Raw genomic sequence first — 21677 nt, 5'->3', positions numbered from 1 at the left:
ATTTGTGAAGTTTTTTTTTGGAAAATTTTCGTTTCCGTTTTCTTCTTTCTTATCAATCTTTCAAGGAACTTTGCTTGTTTTGCGGGGTGCAAATGTAACATCCGTTTTCCATTCTCACAAGCTTTTCGAAATCTTTTTTTTTAGAATTTTATTTCTAATTTGATTCGTCTTGCTTGTCAGTATTTAAAGGAACGTTTGTCGTTGTTGCGGGTGCAAAACTACCACCTTTATTCAGTTAAACAATACTTTTTAGAGAGTATTTTTGGTTTATTTTTTAACAGTCTGATAACAGTATGTTTACGGGTGTTTTTTTTTCTTTCTCTCTGTCTTTTTTGAACTCTTCCTCTAGGTTTTCCTTGTTTTTACTGGATTTCGCTAGGTTTCGCGCAAAGGCGCAAAGTCTCTTTTATTGTCGTTCTTATGGGGTTTTTGTTATGTTTTGTCGCCCCTAGCCCTGATAGTAGCGGAAATCCTTGGCCTTTTTCCTTTAAAAAGGACAAGATTGTAGCGGATAGCAGGAAATAGCTCCTATATATTATAGTACAATCTTACTCCTATATATAAGGCCATAAAAAAACGGCTACTATATACAGTAGCCGCTTAAATATTTAAAACCCGAATTAACGAATCCTTTTTTTTACTTCTCTCGTAATGCTTGATCCTTCTATAGTATTTATTAAGATTATGGTATTAATGACGCGAATAATTATTATACAATACTACTCAAAGGATAGTAAATTATACGACAAAATAATTTGATCTTGTAATCCTCTCTCTGAATTGCAATAAAATAAAATTGAACAATATAACTTCTCATTTCAATTATTCGATAGATAGCATTTTGTCTATAAAAATTGCATTTAATCGATTTTCTAGCTATACGAGCACCTAGCATAATGTCTTGATTTTAAACAATATATAGTTTAAAAAAATACCATTTTGAGCATACTTCTTAAAAAAAAATACAAGACTTAAGAAGTAAAATTTCTCTTTTTTTTTGTTTTCATATCACAAAATTGTCATTTCAACGACTTTTTAAGTTATTGAAAGGAAAAAAAATAATAATAAAAATAGAGTATATAACTTTGATTATGTTAAAAAGATAAATATTTCATAAATTTTAAATTAAAAAAATATGGAAACAAAAATTACTCTCCTCATACAGACAGTTTAGTTCTGTTATTTCTGACAATAGACAGTTATTCACAAACAAATCCAACGATTAGCCTAGGTGAATCAACAGCTTTTAAATATTCAGGTTGTCCTTCAATAGAGATAACAATCCCAACTTTTTATTAAAAAAAAATAATAAAAAATTAATTACTGTTTTATTTAAAATAAAGATTATGAAAAAAATTACTTTTATTCCGTTTTTAACTTTTTTAATATTATTGTTTTCAACGACAGTTAGTTATTCACAAAATACTAATGTTACATTCGATAATGTTAATGCTTCATTAACAACGACTCCTGCATGTTCCTTTTCGCAATGTAATGCTCAAGATGTAAATTTTGGAGATGTTTATTTAGGTGATAATGTTGGGAATGTGGCTACTTTGGCTTATATTTCAAATCCTGTAAATGGATTGTATATTTGGGTTACTATTTCATCTAACAGTTCCAAATATGATTTGTTATTTCAATTTGACTATCTGGTTGGAGGAGTTCGAAAAAATTTCGATAACACTAATTTTGTTGGTGCTGCAACTGATAGGTTAACTATTAAAATTAGAGGGAGTATAATTACAGCCGGTTCCAAATACAGAATGGCTCAAATTACAAACTATACTGCAGGTCAATCCCTTGAATTAAAAAACATTTACTTAAGTTGGGAAACAAGTGGGCAAGCCATTACGCCTGCTCAAAGTCTTTCTTTGATAACTTGTAATCCTCCTAAATGCAGCAGTGCACTTTCTAGTGGGATAATTATAAAAACACCTTTGTTCGCCGATTTTTCTATTACTAAAAGTTGTGATGGAGGTACTTATCAAAAAGTGGTTTATACCAGTACTTCAACAGGAGTTGAGCCAAACACTAATTATAGCTGGTCATTTCCTGGTGCTGCTACAATTTCCCCAGTTAGTTTAACAACAATAGGTCCTTATACTGTGACTTATTCTTCAGCTGGTCCGTTTAGTGCCAGTTTAACTGTCTCAGATCCAACAAATCAAGTTATTCCAAATGCTAAAACAGTCAATAATATAACTTTAGTAGCGTGTTGCACCCCACCAGTGATAACAGCAATAACTGCCTCTAGTATATGTAGCGGAGGTATCTTTACTGTAACACCAGTGAATGGAACCAACGGAACAGTCCCAGCTGGTACTCTTTATAGTTGGGCAGCTCCAAATGTAATTGGAATTTCGGGAACTGCTGCTGGAAACAATGCCACTAATATAAGTGGTACATTGACAAATTCAACCAATGCTCCGATAAACGTAATATATACCGTAACTCCAACGTCGGGAATCTGTACAGGAAGTACTTTTACGGTAACAGTAACGGTAAATCCGAAACCAGCATTGAACAATATAACTGCTACTAGTATATGTAGTGGAGGTACTTTTACTGTAACACCAACAAATGGAACCAATGGAACAATTCCGTCTGGTACCACCTATAGTTGGGCAGCCCCAAATGTAGTTGGGATTTTGGGAACTGCAGCAGGAAACAATGCCTCAAATATCAGTGGTACTTTAACAAATTCAACCAATGCCCCGATAAACGTAATATATACCGTAACCCCTACTTCGGGAACTTGTGCAGGAAGCACTTTTACGGTAACTGTGACAGTTAATCCATTACCAGTATGTTTGATAACAGGTCCAGATGGCCCAATTTGCCCATCTTCAACAGGTAATAGTTATTCAGCACCTGCAGGAATGAGCAATTACACTTGGTCAATTTCAGGAAATGCTACTATTAATGGTAATACATCTTCCCAAACAGTTTTAATAACTGCGGGTGCTAACTGTGGCGCTTCATTTACACTAACCTTAGTTATCAAAGACATCAATGGATGTGAATCAACATGTACTAAGATAATTAATGTTCAAGATGCAACCGCACCAACCTGGACAACTGCTCCAGCTTCTCTAGATGTAACGCTGGAATGTAGCGATACTGCAGGATTAACTACTGCGCAAGCTAATGCTCCTGTGGCAACTGATAATTGTGGTGGAACAGTTACGTATACTAAAATCAGTGGAACTTTTGCTCAAGGCAACTGTGTTAACTCTGGAACATATACTAATACCTGGACAGCTACTGATGTTTGTACTAACGTTTCTTCTGTATTTACTCAGGTAATTACTATTCAGGATACCACTGCGCCAACATGGACAACTGCTCCAGCTGCGCTTGATGTAACGCTGGAATGTAGCGATACTGCTGGATTAACAACTGCTCAAGCCAATGCTCCTGTAGCAACTGATAATTGTGGTGGAACGGTAACCTATACTAAAATCAGCGGAACTTTTGCTCAAGGCAACTGTGTAAACTCTGGAACGTATACTAATACCTGGACAGCTACTGATGTTTGTACTAACGTTTCTTCTGTATTTACTCAGGTAATTACTATTCAGGATACCACTGCGCCAACATGGACAACTGCTCCAGCTGCGCTTGATGTAACGCTGGAATGTAGCGATACTGCTGGATTAACAACTGCTCAAGCCAATGCTCCTGTAGCAACTGATAATTGTGGTGGAACGGTAACCTATACTAAAATCAGTGGAACTTTTGCTCAAGGCAACTGTGTAAACTCTGGAACGTATACTAATACCTGGACAGCTACTGATGTTTGTACTAACGTTTCTTCTGTATTTACTCAGGTAATTACTATTCAGGATACCACTGCGCCAACATGGACAACTGCTCCAGCTGCGCTTGATGTAACGCTGGAATGTAGCGATACTGCTGGATTAACAACTGCTCAAGCCAATGCTCCTGTAGCAACTGATAATTGTGGTGGAACGGTAACCTATACTAAAATCAGCGGAACTTTTGCTCAAGGCAACTGTGTAAACTCTGGAACGTATACTAATACCTGGACAGCTACTGATGTTTGTACCAATGTTTCTACTGTATTTACTCAGGTAATTACTATTCAAGATACCACTGCGCCAACCTGGACAACTGCTCCAGCTGCGCTTGATGTAACGCTGGAATGTAGCGATACTGCTGGATTAACAACTGCTCAAGCCAATGCTCCTGTAGCAACTGATAATTGTGGTGGAACGGTAACCTATACTAAAATCAGCGGAACTTTTGCTCAAGGCAACTGTGTAAACTCTGGAACGTATACTAATACCTGGACAGCTACTGATGTTTGTACCAATGTTTCTACTGTATTTACTCAGGTAATTACTATTCAGGATACTACTGCTCCAACCTGGACAACTGCTCCTGCTTCTCTAGATGTAACATTACAATGTAGCGACACTGCTGGATTAACAACTGCGCAAGCCAATGCTCCTGTAGCAACTGATAATTGTGGTGGAACGGTAACCTATACTAAAATCAGCGGAACTTTTGCTCAAGGCAACTGTGTAAACTCTGGAACGTATACTAATACCTGGACAGCTACTGATGTTTGTACTAACGTTTCTTCTGTATTTACTCAGGTAATTACTATTCAGGATACTACTGCTCCAACCTGGACAACTGCTCCTGCTTCTCTAGATGTAACATTACAATGTAGCGACACTGCTGGATTAACAACTGCGCAAGCCAATGCTCCTGTAGCAACTGATAATTGTGGTGGAACGGTAACCTATACTAAAATCAGCGGAACTTTTGCTCAAGGCAACTGTGTAAACTCTGGAACGTATACTAATACCTGGACAGCTACTGATGTTTGTACTAATATATCAACTGTATTTACTCAGGTAATTACTATTCAGGATACCACTGCGCCAACTTGGACAACTGCTCCAGCTTCTCTAGATGTAACATTACAATGTAGCGACACTGCTGGATTAACAACTGCGCAAGCCAATGCTCCTGTAGCAACTGATAATTGTGGTGGAACGGTAACCTATACTAAAATCAGCGGAACTTTTGCTCAAGGCAACTGTGTAAACTCTGGAACGTATACTAATACCTGGACAGCTACTGATGTTTGTACTAATATATCAACTGTATTTACTCAGGTAATTACTATTCAGGATACCACTGCGCCAACTTGGACAACTGCTCCTGCTTCTCTAGATGTAACATTACAATGTAGCGACACTGCTGGATTAACAACTGCGCAAGCCAATGCTCCTGTAGCAACTGATAATTGTGGTGGAACGGTAACCTATACTAAAATCAGCGGAACTTTTGCTCAAGGCAACTGTGTAAACTCTGGAACGTATACTAATACCTGGACAGCTACTGATGTTTGTACTAACGTTTCTTCTGTATTTACTCAGGTAATTACTATTCAGGATACCACTGCGCCAACCTGGACAACTGCTCCAGCTGCGCTTGATGTTACGTTGGAATGTAGCGACACTGCTGGATTAACAACTGCGCAAGCAAATGCACCTGTTGCAACCGATAATTGTGGTGGAACAGTAACATATACTAAAGTTAGTGGAACTTTTGCTCAAGGCAACTGTGTAAACTCTGGAACGTATACTAATACCTGGACAGCTACTGATGTTTGTACTAACGTTTCTTCTGTATTTACTCAGGTAATTACTATTCAGGATACTACTGCGCCAACCTGGACAACTGCTCCAGCTGCGCTTGATGTAACGCTAGAATGTAGCGATACTGCAGGATTAACTACTGCGCAAGCTAATGCTCCTGTAGCAACTGATAATTGTGGCGGAACAGTAATATATACTAAAGTTAGTGGAACTTTTGCTCAAGGCAACTGTGTAAACTCAGGAACGTATACTAATACCTGGACAGCTACTGATGTTTGTACTAACGTTTCTTCTGTATTTACTCAGGTAATTACTATTCAGGATACTACTGCGCCAACCTGGACAACTGCTCCAGCTGAGCTTGATGTAACGCTAGAATGTAGCGATACTGCAGGATTAACTACTGCGCAAGCTAATGCTCCTGTGGCAACTGATAATTGTGGCGGAACAGTAATATATACTAAAGTTAGTGGAACTTTTGCTCAAGGCAACTGTGTAAACTCAGGAACGTATACTAATACCTGGACAGCTACTGATGTTTGTACTAATATATCAACTGTATTTACTCAGGTAATTACTATTCAAGATACCACTGCGCCAACTTGGACAACTGCTCCAGCTGCGCTTGATATAACGCTAGAATGTAGCAATACTGCAGGATTAGCAACCGCTCAAGCGAATGTTCCTGTAGCAACTGATAATTGTGGTGGAACGGTAACGTATACTAAAATATCTGGAACTTTTGCTCAAGGCAACTGTGTAAACTCTGGAACGTATACTAATACCTGGACAGCTACTGATGTTTGTACTAACTTTTCTTCTGTATTTACTCAGGTAATTACTATTCAGGATACCACCGCGCCAACTTGGACAACTGCTCCAGCTGCGCTTGATGTTACGCTGGAATGTAGCAATACTGCAGGATTAACAACTGCGCAAGCTAATGCTCCTGTAGCAACTGATAATTGTGGTGGAACAGTAACATACACTAAAATATCTGGAACTTTTGTAGCGGGAACTTGTGCTAACTCTGGAACATATACCAATACCTGGACAGCGAAAGATGTATGTAACAATACTTCTACAACATTTACTCAGGTAATTACAATACAAGATACTACTGCGCCAACATGGACTACTGCTCCAGCTGCGCTTGATATAACGCTGGAATGTAGCGATACTGCAGGATTAACAACTGCGCAAGCTAATGCTCCTGTAGCAACTGATAATTGTGGTGGAACGGTAACGTATACTAAAATCAGTGGAACTTTTGCTCAAGGCAACTGTGTAAACTCTGGAACATATACTAATACCTGGACAGCTACTGATGTTTGTACTAATATATCAACTGTATTTACTCAGGTAATTACTATTCAGGATACAACCGCGCCAACCTGGACAACTGCTCCAGCTGCGCTTGATCTAACGCTAGAATGTAGCGATACTGCAGGATTAACAACTGCGCAAGCCAATGCTCCTGTAGCAACTGATAATTGTGGTGGAACGGTAACCTATACTAAAATATCTGGAACTTTTGCTCAAGGCAACTGTGTAAACTCTGGAACGTATACTAATACCTGGACAGCTACTGATGTTTGTACTAACGTTTCTTCTGTATTCACTCAGGTAATTACTATTCAGGATACTACTGCTCCAACTTGGACAACTGCTCCTGCTTCTCTAGATGTAACATTACAATGTAGCGACACTGCTGGATTAACAACTGCGCAAGCAAGTGCTCCTGTAGCAACTGATAATTGTGGTGGAACGGTAACCTATACTAAAATCAGCGGAACTTTTGCTCAAGGCAACTGTGTAAACTCTGGAACGTATACTAATACCTGGACAGCTACTGATGTTTGTACTAACGTTTCTTCTGTATTCACTCAGGTAATTATTATTCAAGATACAACCGCACCAACTTGGACAACTGCTCCAGCTGCGCTTGATGTAACATTACAATGTAGTGATACCGCAGGATTAAATGCAGCACAAGCTAATGCGCCAGTTGCTACTGATAATTGTGGTGGAACAGTTACTTACACTAAAATAAGCGGTCAATTTCAGGGAGGAAATTGTGGAAGTACAGGAACTTATACCAATACCTGGACAGCTACTGATGTTTGTACTAATATCTCAACAATCTTTACTCAAGTAATTACTGTTCAGGATACAGCTATCCCAACTTGGATTACTCAAGCAGGAACATTAGATATTACATTACAATGTAGTGATGTTACTGGATTGACAACAGCACAAAATCAAGCACCAACTGCAACTGCAAATTGTTCAATCGTTACTTATACCAAAACTAGCGGTCTGTTTGTAGCTTCTACTTCATGTGCAAATGCTGGAACGTATACTAATACTTGGGTTGCCAAAGATGATTGTGGTAATATTACCGATGCTTTCACGCAAGTGATAACTATCGAAGATACTACAATACCAACATGGACTACTCTAGTTGGAAGTTTGGATGTAACCATTCAATGTAGTGATGCTGCAGGTTTAACTTCAGCGCAAGCGAATGCTCCTACTGCAACTGATAATTGTGATAGTGATGTAACTAATATCGTTAAAACTAGCGGTCAATTCGTTGCTTCTCAATCTTGTGGTAATGCTGGTACTTATACTAATACCTGGACGGTTAAAGATGAATGTGGTAATACTTCGGACACTTTCACGCAAGTGATAACTATCGAAGATACTACTAAACCGACATGGACTACTCTAGCTGGAAGTTTGGATATAACTATTCAATGTAGTGATGCTGCAGGTTTAACTTCTGCCCAAGCTAGCGCTCCTGTTGCTACTGATAATTGTGATAGCGATGTGTCTAATATCGTTAAAACTAGCGGTCTGTTTGTAGCTTCTCAATCTTGTGGTAATGCTGGAACGTATACTAATACTTGGACAGTTAAAGATGAATGTGGTAATACTTCGGACACTTTCACTCAAGTGATAACCATTGAAGATACTACTAAACCTACTTGGACTACTCTAGCTGGAAGTTTGGATATAACTATTCAATGCAGTGATCCTGCTGGATTAACTACTGCGCAAGCTAACGCTCCTGTTGCTACTGATAATTGTGATAGTGATGTAACTAATATCGTTAAAACTAGCGGACAGTTTGTAGCTTCTCAGTCTTGTGGTAATGCCGGAACATATACTAATACCTGGACGGTTAAAGATGAATGTGGTAATACTTCTGACACTTTCACGCAAGTGATAACTATCGAAGATACTACAATACCTACTTGGACAACTCTAGTTGGAAGTTTAGATATAACCATTCAATGTAGTGATGCTGCAGGTTTAACTTCTGCTCAAGCTAGTGCTCCTGTTGCAACTGATAATTGTGATAGTGATGTAACTAATATCGTTAAAACTAGCGGTCAGTTTATAGCTTCTCAATCTTGTGGTAATGCTGGAACGTATACTAATACCTGGACGGTTAAGGATGAATGTGGTAATACTTCTGACACTTTCACGCAAGTGATTACTATTGAAGATACTACAATACCTACTTGGACTACTCTAGCTGGAAGTTTGGACATAACTATCCAATGTAGTGATGCTAATGGATTAACTTCAGCGCAAGCTAGTGCTCCTGTTGCTACTGATAATTGTGATAGCGATGTAACTAATATCGTTAAAACTAGCGGGCTGTTTGTAGCTTCTCAATCTTGTGGTAACTCTGGAACGTATACTAATACCTGGACGGTTAAGGATGAATGTGGTAATACTTCGGACACTTTCACGCAAGTGATTACTATCGAAGATACTACGAAACCTACTTGGACTACTCTAGCTGGAAGTCTTAATATAACTATCCAATGTAGTGATGCTGCAGGTTTAACTACTGCGCAAGCTAGTGCTCCTGTAGCAACTGATAATTGTGATAGTGAGGTGACCATCGAAAAAACTAGTGGACAATTTGTAGCTTCTGAGTCTTGTGCAAATGCAGGAACTTATACAAACAGTTGGATAGCAAAAGACAATTGTGGTAATATCACTGATACTTTCACGCAAGTGATAACTATAGAAGATACTACTAAACCAACATTTAACGGTGAGCTTCCTACTGATATCACAGTATCATGTGATAAAGTTCCTGAAGCAGCAAATATAACTGCATCTGACAACTGTAATGTTGATGTGCCTGTAGTTTATACTGAAGTAAAAAGCGGTATCGAAAACGAATGTAGCACCAATTATATACTAACTCGTAAATGGACAACAAGTGATTGTTCTGGTAATACAACCACATTTACACAAGTAATCACGGTTAAGGATACTACGCCTCCAACAGGAACTGTTCCTGCTGATATTACAAACTTGCAAAGTATAGCCGACATTCCTGTAGCGAATCCTAATGCAATAACTGATGCTATTGATAACTGTAGCCAAACTGTAAATGTAACGGTAAGTGATTCTGATAACGGTGGTACTGGTTGTGGAGGTAGTCCATATATCTTAACAAGAACCTATACATTATCTGATTGTGCTGGTAATAAAACCATATTGGTACAAACAATTACAGTTAGAAATGAGGTTATACCAACTGCAACTTTTAATAGTGAAGCTTGTAATGCAGATTCATCTACGGTTAACTTATTTAATTTATTACCTAGAAGTACAACTGCGGTTGGTACCTGGATAGATACTGATAATTCTCATGCTATAAACGGTAACATAGTTACTTCTTTTGGACTTCCTGTTGGTAACTATTTATTTGAATACCAAATACAAGATGAAGTTTGTCCTAGAAGCATATTTGTAAACCTTTCTATCAATGATGATTGTAAAGTATTAGCATGCGGAACAATACTGGTACATAATGCATTTTCTCCTAATGGTGATAGCTTCAATAATAAATTTGTTATCGACAATATAGAAGACACAGTATGTTATCCAGATAATACTGTCGAAATATACAACCGTTGGGGAGTACTAGTATTTGAAACTAGAAATTATAACAACACAACAAATGCTTTTGACGGTATTTCAAGAGGAAGAACAACCGTAAAACAATCAGACGGTCTTCCTTCAGGAACTTACTTTTATATTCTAAATTACACTTCTGTGGATGGAAACGGTGCAATTCAGACGAATAAAAAAGATGGCTATCTATATCTTTCCAGATAAGCAAAATGCCATCTTGATAATATATAATCAAGATGGCATTTAATTAAAAAATTCGCATTTTAAACTTACGAATTAATATACACTTGTTTTTTAAGATTAAAGGGTAATGACAATAATAACATAATATACACCTACTATGAGAACAAAATTATTTTCTTTCGTTTTGATGTTTACAGCTATAGTAAGTTACGCACAACAAGATGCACAGTTTACACAATATATGTACAACACCATAAATATCAACCCCGCTTATGCAGGGTCACGAGGAGCTCTAAGTATTTTTGGTTTATACCGTACGCAATGGGTCGGACTTGATGGTGCCCCAGAAACTAGTAGTTTCTCGGTAAACACCCCAATAAATAACAGTAATCTAGGATTAGGAGTGTCATTGGTTAATGACAAAATTGGACCTACAAATGAAAATACTTTTTCTGTAGATCTTTCTTATACCATACAAACGTCCGCAGATTTTAAACTTTCATTTGGTATTAAAGGTTCAGCTAATTTATTCAATCTGGATGTCAACAAATTAAATCCAGCTGATCAAGGCGATCCTCAATTTCAGAATTTAGATAATGTATTCAAACCAAACATTGGAGCTGGTGTCTATTGGCACTCAGATAAAGCATACATAGGTCTGTCAATTCCAAATTTCATCGAAACCAATCGTTATGATGATAATGATATTGTAATATATAAGGATAAAATAAATTACTATTTTATGGCAGGATATGTATTTGATTTGGGACCTGAGTTAAAATTCAAACCAGCAGCACTTATAAAAATGGTAGAAGGTGCACCATTACAGGCAGATGTTTCGGCAAATTTCATGTTTATCGATAAGTTTGTTGTAGGAGTTGCTTACAGATGGAGTGCTTCACTAAGTGCTATGGTAGGTTTTCAGGTTAGCGATGGACTATATATAGGCTATGGTTATGATCGTGAAACGACCAACTTAGATAATTATAATTCTGGCTCACATGAAATATTCCTGCGCTATGAATTATTCAAAAACAATGGTAAAATGACAACTCCTCGTTTCTTCTAAAAATATTTATCATGAAAAATTATATACTCCTTTGCATAATAATAGTACGTGTTTTTTCATTTAACAGTTATTCGCAACAAGGCAAAGTAGCTGCTGGCGATAAAAAGTACGATAACTACGCATACATAGATGCCATTAAAACTTATGAGCGTGTAGCCGAAAAAGGATACAAATCTGAAGATATGTTCAAGAAGTTAGGTAACTCATTTTACTTTAATTCCGAGTTTGATAAGGCCGCAAAATGGTATGGCGAATTATTTGCCATGAATACCGAGGTAGAACCGGAGTATTATTACCGATACGCACAATCATTAAAATCTACCGGAGATGTTGTTAAGGCAAATCAAATGCTTGATCTATTTAATCAAAAGTCAAAAAATGACAATAGAGCTAAATTGTATGAAGAAAGCAAAAACTATCTTGATGAAATTAAAGCTAATTCGGGGCGCTATAATATAGGTCCAACAGGTATAAACAGTAAATATTCTGATTACGGAACTGCATTTTATCAAAACAAAATTGTTTTTGCCTCGGCAAGAGATACGGGTAATTTTAATCAACGAATACACAAATGGACTGGTGAGCATTTCACCAATCTATACCAGTCAGATGTAGATCAGGATTTTAATCCCAATGCACCTAAAAAATTCAAGTCTAGAATAAACTCAAAATTTCATGAATCCACTCCTACTTTTACAAAAGATGGAAAGACAGTTTATTTTACAAGAAACAATTACATTGGTGGAAAAAAGGGAAAAGATGAAAATAAAATTACTTTAGTAAAAATATACAAAGCGACACTTGAAAACAATGAATGGGCTAACATAAAGGAGGTTCCTTTTAATAGTAATAATTACAGCACGGCACATCCTGCCTTGAGTCCAGATGAAAAAACATTATATTTTGCATCGGATATGCCAGGAACATACGGACAATCGGATATCTATAAAATAAGTATCAATGATAATGGTGAATTTGGAACACCAATAAATTTAGGTTCATCGGTTAATACTGAAGGAAAAGAAACTTTCCCATATGTAACCGACGAAAAGGAAATTTATTTTTCCTCAGACGGACGCCCCGGACTTGGAGGATTAGATGTTTTTGTTGGAAAAATAGCTGACGATGGCACAATAAGCAATGTTCAAAATATTGGAGCAGATATTAATTCTCCCAAAGATGATTTTGCTTATATAATTGACACCAAATCCAGAAGAGGATTTTTTACATCTAACAAAGATGGCGGACTGGGATCTGATGATATCTATAAATTTTTAGAAACAAGAAAGTTATACTGCATTCAGGAATTATACGGAGTCATAACAGATAAAGAAACAGGGGAAGTTTTACCGAATACAAAACTGACCTTATATGACGACAAATACAAAATTATAGCTACTAGTTATTCTGATCAAAATGGTAATTATACTTTTCCCGTTGAGTGTGGTATGTCATATTTTGTACGTGCCGAAAAAAACAAATATACTACTAGAGAGTTAATGGTAAATATTTTAAAAGAAAACGGAAGAACCAATTTACCAATAACATTAGAAAAATCAGAATGTATGGTAACAATTGGTGATGATCTAGGTAAATGTTTTGGCATCAAAATGATATACTTCGATTTGGATAAATCTAATATCCGTACAGAAGCCGCATTCGATTTAGAAAAAATACTAGATGTATTGAATCAATATCCAAAAATGAAACTTGATATTCGTTCTCATACCGATAGTCGTGCCACACATAAATACAATGAAGCATTGTCTGACAGAAGAGCTAAATCAACCATACAATGGCTAGTTAAAAATGGTATTGATCCAAACAGATTAACTGGAAAAGGTTATGGAGAAACCCAACTTGTAAATGGTTGTTCTGATGGTGTAAAATGTACCGAAGCTGAACATCAAATGAACAGACGAAGCGAATTTATTATTTCGGCATTATGATAAATATTTGTGAAAAAACAATTTTAGGTTCGGTTTTTGTTTTTATCAGTGCATTATTAATTTAATAAAAAATTGAAACCATGAAATCTTTAAAACTTTTATTCATAAGTATATTTTTCATTACTGTAAGTTCTTTACACGCTCAAGTATCAGTTAATGTTAATATTGGAACTCCACCTGCATGGGGTCCTGTAGGCTATACAGATGTACGCTATTATTATCTGCCTGATCTTGAAATGTATTATGATATTAATGCATCTAGTTACATTTATATCAGTAATGGAAAATGGACAAGAGCAAGAAGCCTTCCTAGAAACTATAGAAATTATGATCTTTACAATGAATATAAAGTTGTTCTTACCAATTACAGAGGCGATTCTCCATATGATAACTATAAGACTCATAAAGTAAAATATGGCAAAGGCTACAAAGGTAAACCACAAAAAACTATTGGTCTAAAACCAGGTAAAGGGAACAATAAAGAGTATAAAAATAATGGAAATGGAAATGGACATGGGAATGGAAAAGGGCATGGAAATGGAAAACATTAAATTGTAAAAATTAAAGGGGTACTTAGTAAGTACCCCTTAATTTTTATAAATAAGATATTTAATCATATCCTCTAAAATTTCTTGCTCGACACAAAAACCTATTCAATTAAAAAACAGGTTTAACATAATAGTTAAATAAAGAGTCTGCTTATAAAAACTGCTTATCTTTTTTTCTGCTGACCAGGTGCGTAATTTTTTGCACTCTTACTTCCTGATATTTTTTTTGCCTGCCCAGGAGGAATCTTCCCAGAATTTGAAGATGAATTATGAACAGTATGAACACTGCAACTTGTTATAAAAAGTGTTAAAGAAATAGTAATGAATACGTTTCTAAAAATTCTAGCGGTTTTCATAGTTGTTTTTTTTTCAAAGTTACACCTTTTGCTATTACTATAAAAAGATTTGCTTTTTCGAATTTAGCCTATTTATAATTCCTTTAATAAATTCAAGACCACTATTACTCCTTCCTTTTCATTATATCTTCAATATCAAAAAAGAAGAATCATACTTAAAGTAAAAGAACATTCCTGCTTATTATTTTATGCAGCATCTTATTTTTTAGTAATAGAAAATAGCTGTGGATGATGTAGTTAATGCAACAGCATTGTCCCGAAGGGTTTTAAAAAAAAGATTTCAGTTAATTTTAAAACGAAGTATTCTAGACGAAATCAATACGTTACGTATCAAACAAGTCAAGCAACTTCTGATCGAAACGGATTTATCCATCACAGAAATCTCAGATGTTTGCGGATATACCGATACCAAAAACCTTTCAAGATATTTTAGTCGATATGAAGGCGTTAATCCTTTAGAATTTAGAAAATTAAAACATTCCAAATACTAAAATTTTGATATCATCTAGTAATGGATATTAGAGGTTCTTTCTTGTGAAACTATTAATATACCTACTTTAAAAATCACTCTTTATAATTGTGGAAATTATAATCTATGACACCGTATACACCCATAATATCTGCATAATTATTCATAACAAAACATCTTAAACCACTAATGTGCTCCTAGAAAAGAGATTAACAAATTATCAAATGACATCTACTCTATTAAAATAATAGACAAACCTTTATTTGCTATCATTATGCATTATTATTTCAAGATAACTTACTTAATTAATAAGTCATATGTAATACTAGGAGGAAATAATAAATTTAAAGCATTCGGTTTTATTTTGAATAATGGTCCTTTTTCAGCTGCAGCTCCTGAAGGAGTTTTTTTAATTAAATGATCAAGTGTAATTATTCCTTGTTCTAACAGAATATCAAATTGAGTTACAATAGGTTTTCTTGTATGCTCTACTTTTTTATATTGAAAATACTCCTTTCCATCATCAATAATTGAATCAGCAGCGATCCAAAAAGTTTCGTTGTGTTTTTGAAGTAATCGTTTATGTAATGTTTCTAGCCCCCAAACAACAAAGTCACCGATATTTGATTGGTCAGAGTTTTCCTTAAGCTGATTTAATTTAGAATCAATTTTCAATTGTAAACCTTGTGAATTTCTAACAATTGTAGAAACAGTACAATATAATTTAAAATCGTTACCTCTAACGTAACCAAAACTATTCAAAATGTCTGATGAACTATTGAATTTACTATCTTTCCAATCCGGAACTTGCGCAAATAAAGTTTTTCTGTTGCCCCTTTTATCACGGAAAGATTTCAATTCTATACCTTTATAGTCTGGGCTCTTAGATGAATTGATATCAATACCTAACAGTGTTTCAAGTGTCCTTCCAATTGCAGTATCTGCGTTTAACATCGCAGGAACCGGACCTAACAAAGCAATTCCATTCAATAATTGTAATAATTCATCCGAAACTTCATTTGATATCTGGTTAATTTCATTAACAAGCTCTTGTAAAGGATTTATAATAACACTGCTCAGAAGTTTTTTAATATCTAATTGAGTAATATTTAAAACATATAACTCATCTCTAAAATAAATGACACCAAAAATATCATTTGCATTTACATACTGTCCCAATCCTTTAAACCAAATTCTTGGATCTCCTTTTTTTGTATTGGGACGATAAAGTGACGCTATCGATTTTATTAAACCCTGAGCTGAAATAAAATAAGAAAGTACTTGAATCTTATTCTCAGGACCTTGCTTCTGCAATTCATAATCATGAACACGATTAGACTTAAAATAGGCTCTGACAGAACCTGTAGCATCCATAATTGACTTTTTCAAACCATTTTCAGTTGGTTCAATCAAACAAAGTTCTACTGACTTTTCTGTTAACAATTTTATCCTATCTATTTCAATACTTGAAAGTTGCCTCATTCTTTTAACACATGAATTAATAATTATTTCAACATGAATTTATCAAATTGATATTAAGCTTATATTTTTTAAATATTAATGAACACTCTCTAATTTTATTTTTTCACTAAGAATTCTTTCTTTTTCTACTATTCTTTGGGATAAATCATTTTTAATTTTTGTCTTTGTTACCCCAAAATGAGCTTCTCTGTGGCAATTAGGGCAAATTGCGGCTACATTAATAGGATGATCTGGTCCATCGTCGGATAAACTAAAGATGTGATGAACTTCTAAAAAAGGAATTCCGAGCTGATTCTTAAAAGGAGCATTATTATCGCATTTCTCACAAATACCATCTGCTCTTAAGAGTGCATATTTTTTTATCTGAAGAGATCTTATTCTATATTCTTTCAGCCCCATTGGCTTTGGTTTTGAAAATTGTTCATTATCACTCATCACCCTATCTCTAAGGCTTTTGAAGTCAAATTTTTTAATTGATATATTCTCTAAAGGATCGTGGATGCGAAAGTTTATTTGATCAATTTCCTCTACTATGGGCCTCAGCGTGTACTTTATTAATTTATCTCCTTTTCGATTGCCCTGATCAGGAATATCAATTGACCAAGAAATAACATTAAACAATCCTTCAAATTGGTATAATTTTTTATAATTTCCTCGATCACGAACTTCTTTAGAATTCGGTTCACGAGTTGAAAATATTAATACTTTTTTTTCTTTATTAGTTAATAATGAATTAGCAAAACTATTAGGGTTTTGATCACCCTTTCCTCCTTGTCCCGTGTATATCCAACTTCCATCTTCTTGCAAAGAATCACTATAACTTACTTTTTTTGTATGTCTTCCACCGGTAGTAATAATTACAGTATCATTAACTTTCCTATTCCATATAATTCCAGATTGTTGTTGTTTACTTCCAATAAAATCTAAAAGTTTATCCCTCTGATATAAATTACCAATTTCGAACATAGTATTACTTATCTATAATGTTTTAATTGCTGAATTACGATTTGTTTTTAATTGAATTCTCTAAATATATAATATAAATTAAACTAAAATTTAATTTACCTAAACTATTACAATATCATCTGAATTATGATCAATCCACAATATTGACCTTTGGTCAATATATTTTAAGATTACTCTATCAGTTTCAATTGTTTTTTCAACACTTCACCTAAAGATTTAGCTAATAAGGGTGGCACTGCATTACCCACTTGAGTATATTGAGGTACTTGGAATTTTCTCATTTTACCACCAGTGGTTACTTTTGATCTAAATTCAAACCAATCGGGAAATGATTGAAATCTTGCCATTTCCCGAACCGTTAATGTTCTGGGTTGCTCAGAGTGATAATGGCACAAATCATCTGGTACAGTCAACTGAGCTGGAGCAGGACCAAATTCTTTTAATGCCCTCTGAGAATGTTTTTTAGTCGGTATAGATTTCATTAACACTTCAACTTCCTCTAAATTTCTTGGATACTTTGAAATTTCCCCCTTATCTTTAATAAACAATAATTTGTGCTGAGAAAATTCTACATTAAGTTTAGCCAGTACATCTGGTGATACTTTTTTTCCTGAGAATAAATCTGTAGCTCCCTTTTTTAATCCATTTTGGAATTGTTCTATTACTTGATAAAATCTAAATCTTGACCTTATAATTGGATTATGATTTCTAGGCTCATGGTTTTTTATTTTAGAGAAGTCTTCCAGTGTGTTTTTACTAAAAATATTGTTAAGCGAAGTAGCATATTTCCCTGCAGTTTTATTAATATCATATTGAATATCGGCTCTTAAAATATCTCCTATAGCTTCACTTGTACTAATAAAATCATCAAGACTATATGTCATTTTGGGTAAAACTAAACCATCAAATAATTCGGGATTAGATTCTATATCATAGTAGTTAAAATCTTTGATAGTAATCTTTTCAAGTGAATTTATATTCTCCGAGACAATTTTATAAAATTTGTCTGAGTTTTTAAGTATTTCGTTCTTGTTATTTTTCTTTAAAATTTTATTAAAAATGTCCTTTCTGTAAGCCATCAAAATAAATCTAGGTCTGTTTTGAGGAACACCAAAATATTTAGAGTTCAACATCATACACACCGGAACAAAGCCTTCAAGAACAAACGCTTTACATACCTCCAACCATGCATAATATTTTTCTCCATTTTCTGTAAAAGGAGCAGTAATACCCTTTACATTTTCTAGTAATACAATCTTTGGCTGAATTAAGCCTGCTAGTTTTGAAAAAGATAGTGGCAATTGATTCTTTTCATTATTTTTTTCTCTTTTACCTGCTAAGCTAAAACTTTGACAAGGAGGTCCACCTGATATTAAATCTACATTCTTCTTTTTAAGTTGATTTACTATCTTATTGTTCTTGTTTAGAAACTCTAAGAAATAATCAATATTTCCAATTAAAAGTTTTCCATTTAAATCTGTTTTTGCATCTAAATCTGAATATTTTCCTTTTGCTGTCTCAAAAGGATTTTCTCGTAATCTATCTTTTAAATTATCTTGAGCATAATTACTTTTGATCCAAAGCGTATTATTTGCTTTTTCACCAAGTTCTGATTTACGTTCCAAGTTTTCTCCTAAAATATTATAAGCAAACGTTTCCCCTGCCATGGGCGATAATTCATTTGCGAAAAGTAAATCAAATCCGGCAGTCTCTAATCCAAGACTCATTCCTCCACATCCAGCAAAAAGTTCAATATGTGTTAATTCACTCATTATTTTAATTTATTATTTTCTCTTACATTGATAACAAAATCAAATTCCAAAAACCATGAAAACTTAGACAGATAATCTATACTGCAATTGAACTTACCGCTTTCAATTTTAGAAATAGTAGTTCTACTAACTTTCATAATTTCTGCCAGTTGTTCCTGATTATATCCTCTTTTTTCTCGAATTTCACGAATTGAAACGCCCATTTTTAAACGACAATCTTGGAGGTAACTTATCATAGAATTCTCTGCTATTTGAGCGTCACTGTTTGTCATTTTTTTATGCTTGCGTTATTTGCCTAGTAATAATTTCAATAGCCTCACTTTTACTTACTATATTTCCAAACTCTTGTAATGATTCGTCATCTTTGTAAACTCCATTACGGTCGTTCCAACTAAGCCATTCTATTAAATCTAATCTAGACTTAGAATTTAATTCTGCTTCCAGAGCATCACCTCTTAATTCCATCAGTTTATAGTAAGGATGCTTTAGTTTTTCCTCATCATTTATGTATGTACTCATAATAATCTCAATTTTGATCGTTCTATTCTATTATTTACTCTGGCTTTACAAATAAGGTTCCTAAATGTTCTATGCCATTACTATCAACGACAGTAAGCCAAACATTAGTCTCAACACCATAAACTTCATTGGATAAGTTTACTTCTATTTTTTGGTCACTCACTTTAATTACCCTTCCTTCCACTTGAGAATAATCAGATTTATTGATTGTGACTTTATGACCAATTAAATCATCCATATTTACTTCTACAATTTCTAATTCTCCTAATCGTACAGTATTTATTGGAGCAAAAGATAATCCCGTATTCAAAGCTTGAATTTCGGCCCTAGGTCTTTCATCATCTTCTATCACTTCCAAAACAACATATATTTGATTGGGATTTTCCTCTGGTAAAGGAGTGTGAAATTTTACGATTTGCCCCTTTTTAATTGTCTTCATAATAAATCTCTTTATATGGATTACTTGTAATTCTATTTAGCAAATATAGAAAAACGAATTCGAAAAAGTGCAATATACTGAACATTTTATTAACAAGTTTAATTATGGAATTAATAAGAATGTGAATTCATTAAATAACAAGCTCAAAATTATTTTAAAACCTTTTAATTATAAAAAAATCACAGAAGCTTTCCTATCTTTCATTACAATATTTCTTGTTTCACTTATTCTGGTTATTTCGTATTACTTATACAAACAGGATGTGGTTACTTGGACCTTTGTCTTAAACAACTATGTACTTTGTTAGTTTACTCCACTTTTTAACATTAGAATTATGAACTTGAAATAATTGCGTAATTAGTACTTCTTTACCAAGCTCATTCCTTTTTTTAATCATCACAAAATCCTTTTCTGGGATGTTGTGAATAGATACAGTTTTGTCATTAACTATTATATTTATTGAAAGTTCCTTAAAGTCAAAGCTCGTATTTATTTTTTCCAATAAAACAATTTTCTCCCATTTTTCTAACTGATTTCTTACAGAGAAATGAAGTGCTGGACATTTAAATTGATGATTACAAAAATCACAAATATCAGCTTTAGGTGTTGCTAAAAGATTTGTGTTTCCTAAATCTATAAGAGTATTAGTCTCATTTATCAAGTTGTCAATCTTTATGCCATGTTCAACATATTCTTCATGAGTACAATTGAAAGAATATATCTCATTATTTCCCAATCCTTTAATTACTAACTCAATGTTTTGCGCTTGGAACCCGGTGGTTTGATATATTATATATCCATATGTTTTTAATTGTTCAATATAAGCTTCTTTCACACCTATATTCATTCCGTCTTCAGTATTAAATAAGATCCCCGTTTTAAAGTCTGTAATACGTATTTTATCATCACTTATCTCATACAAGTCAATAATTCCATAGACATTTTTATAATGCACTTTCTTTTCTGGATAAATAATACCTCCAGCCAATAGCTTATAGTTGGTCAGAATTTTAAGAGTATTTATCTTTTTAGGGTAATAAGCCGGAACCCAATATTTAATATATTCTAAAACATCATCTTCTGATTCAAGTCTAAGGTATTTACTCATTTCTATTAAAGAGGCTTCCCACTTATAATCAAACAGTTTTAAATCATAAATTTCTTTATAATAAGTTTCTAAAACTTTATGAATTAAACTACCCAAAAACGAATTTATATTAAGCTCATGACTATATCCTCTTCCTACGCTAATATTACTATCCAGACTAAATTTTAACTTGCATTTTTCAAAAGAAACAAGCATACTTGGACTTATTTTTTCAATTTTATTTATCACAGT

The 21677-nt window shown here is 34.3% G+C and carries 13 protein-coding genes; 5 read left to right on the top strand and 8 right to left on the bottom strand.

Translation table 11 applies throughout. The features are described 5' to 3' along the window. The first annotated feature begins 1346 nt into the window (after nt 1-1346). From ACJ6WR_RS20425 to ACJ6WR_RS20410, 4 genes are all read left to right on the top strand, one after another. On the top strand, nt 1347-10790 hold the full coding sequence (locus tag ACJ6WR_RS20425) for a gliding motility-associated C-terminal domain-containing protein (RefSeq protein ID WP_409416318.1): 9444 nt from the start codon (nt 1347-1349) through the stop codon (nt 10788-10790). 136 nt (nt 10791-10926) lie between these two features. Next, a complete protein-coding gene (locus ACJ6WR_RS20420) occupies nt 10927-11838 on the top strand; it encodes a type IX secretion system membrane protein PorP/SprF (protein WP_039116682.1) in 912 nt (303 codons plus the stop codon). An 11-nt stretch (nt 11839-11849) separates the two neighbouring features. After that, nucleotides 11850-13787, top strand: coding sequence for an OmpA family protein (locus ACJ6WR_RS20415; protein ID WP_409416317.1), 1938 nt, complete (start codon nt 11850-11852; stop codon nt 13785-13787). 80 nt (nt 13788-13867) lie between these two features. Next, the gene (locus tag ACJ6WR_RS20410; RefSeq protein ID WP_409416316.1) at nt 13868-14338 is read left to right on the top strand and encodes a hypothetical protein; all 471 of its coding nucleotides are present in this window, start codon (nt 13868-13870) and stop codon (nt 14336-14338) included. A gap of 161 nt (nt 14339-14499) precedes the next feature. Here the strand turns inward: ACJ6WR_RS20410 and ACJ6WR_RS20405 are convergent, their stop codons facing one another. After that, nucleotides 14500-14691, bottom strand: coding sequence for a hypothetical protein (locus ACJ6WR_RS20405; RefSeq protein WP_039116677.1), 192 nt, complete (start codon nt 14689-14691; stop codon nt 14500-14502). 224 nt (nt 14692-14915) lie between these two features. Here ACJ6WR_RS20405 and ACJ6WR_RS20400 point away from each other — a divergent pair, with 224 nt between their 5' ends. Further along, nucleotides 14916-15182, top strand: coding sequence for a helix-turn-helix transcriptional regulator (locus ACJ6WR_RS20400; protein WP_409416315.1), 267 nt, complete (start codon nt 14916-14918; stop codon nt 15180-15182). Between the two features lie 275 nt (nt 15183-15457). Here the strand turns inward: ACJ6WR_RS20400 and ACJ6WR_RS20395 are convergent, their stop codons facing one another. From ACJ6WR_RS20395 to ACJ6WR_RS20365, 7 genes are all read right to left on the bottom strand, one after another. Next, the gene (locus ACJ6WR_RS20395; protein ID WP_409416314.1) at nt 15458-16642 is read right to left on the bottom strand and encodes an MvaI/BcnI family restriction endonuclease; all 1185 of its coding nucleotides are present in this window, start codon (nt 16640-16642) and stop codon (nt 15458-15460) included. A gap of 75 nt (nt 16643-16717) precedes the next feature. Beyond that, nucleotides 16718-17608, bottom strand: a complete 891-nt coding sequence (locus ACJ6WR_RS20390; protein ID WP_409416313.1) for an HNH endonuclease — start codon at nt 17606-17608, stop codon at nt 16718-16720. Nucleotides 17609-17778: 170 nt separating this feature from the next. Further along, complete coding sequence (locus tag ACJ6WR_RS20385) at nt 17779-19380, bottom strand: DNA cytosine methyltransferase (RefSeq protein ID WP_409416312.1); 1602 nt, start codon at nt 19378-19380, stop codon at nt 17779-17781. Further along, on the bottom strand, nt 19380-19652 hold the full coding sequence (locus ACJ6WR_RS20380; protein WP_409416311.1) for a helix-turn-helix transcriptional regulator: 273 nt from the start codon (nt 19650-19652) through the stop codon (nt 19380-19382). Before ACJ6WR_RS20380 ends, ACJ6WR_RS20385 begins: the two co-directional genes overlap by 1 nt. Before the next feature lie 4 nt (nt 19653-19656). Next, nucleotides 19657-19899, bottom strand: a complete 243-nt coding sequence (locus ACJ6WR_RS20375; RefSeq protein ID WP_409416310.1) for a hypothetical protein — start codon at nt 19897-19899, stop codon at nt 19657-19659. A gap of 34 nt (nt 19900-19933) precedes the next feature. Next, nucleotides 19934-20257, bottom strand: coding sequence for a hypothetical protein (locus ACJ6WR_RS20370; protein WP_409416309.1), 324 nt, complete (start codon nt 20255-20257; stop codon nt 19934-19936). Nucleotides 20258-20621: 364 nt separating this feature from the next. Continuing rightward, complete coding sequence (locus ACJ6WR_RS20365; RefSeq protein WP_409416308.1) at nt 20622-21674, bottom strand: PD-(D/E)XK nuclease family protein; 1053 nt, start codon at nt 21672-21674, stop codon at nt 20622-20624. Nucleotides 21675-21677 lie beyond the last annotated feature (3 nt).

The sequence above is a fragment of the Flavobacterium sp. PS2 genome, assembly GCF_046250155.1.
In the GTDB taxonomy this organism is placed as follows: Bacteria; Bacteroidota; Bacteroidia; order Flavobacteriales; family Flavobacteriaceae; genus Flavobacterium.
Note: the sequence above shows the minus strand (reverse complement) of the source record. Positions and strands in the feature narration are given on the sequence as shown.

Coding starts and splice junctions, on each gene's coding strand:
- ACJ6WR_RS20390 (WP_409416313.1), bottom strand. CDS start 17,608: ATGTTCGAAATTGGTAATTTATATCAGAGGGATAAACTTTTAGATTTT.
- ACJ6WR_RS20410 (WP_409416316.1), top strand. CDS start 13,868: ATGAAATCTTTAAAACTTTTATTCATAAGTATATTTTTCATTACTGTA.
- ACJ6WR_RS20425 (WP_409416318.1), top strand. CDS start 1,347: ATGAAAAAAATTACTTTTATTCCGTTTTTAACTTTTTTAATATTATTG.
- ACJ6WR_RS20375 (WP_409416310.1), bottom strand. CDS start 19,899: ATGAGTACATACATAAATGATGAGGAAAAACTAAAGCATCCTTACTAT.
- ACJ6WR_RS20405 (WP_039116677.1), bottom strand. CDS start 14,691: ATGAAAACCGCTAGAATTTTTAGAAACGTATTCATTACTATTTCTTTA.
- ACJ6WR_RS20395 (WP_409416314.1), bottom strand. CDS start 16,642: ATGAGGCAACTTTCAAGTATTGAAATAGATAGGATAAAATTGTTAACA.
- ACJ6WR_RS20380 (WP_409416311.1), bottom strand. CDS start 19,652: ATGACAAACAGTGACGCTCAAATAGCAGAGAATTCTATGATAAGTTAC.
- ACJ6WR_RS20420 (WP_039116682.1), top strand. CDS start 10,927: ATGAGAACAAAATTATTTTCTTTCGTTTTGATGTTTACAGCTATAGTA.
- ACJ6WR_RS20415 (WP_409416317.1), top strand. CDS start 11,850: ATGAAAAATTATATACTCCTTTGCATAATAATAGTACGTGTTTTTTCA.
- ACJ6WR_RS20385 (WP_409416312.1), bottom strand. CDS start 19,380: ATGAGTGAATTAACACATATTGAACTTTTTGCTGGATGTGGAGGAATG.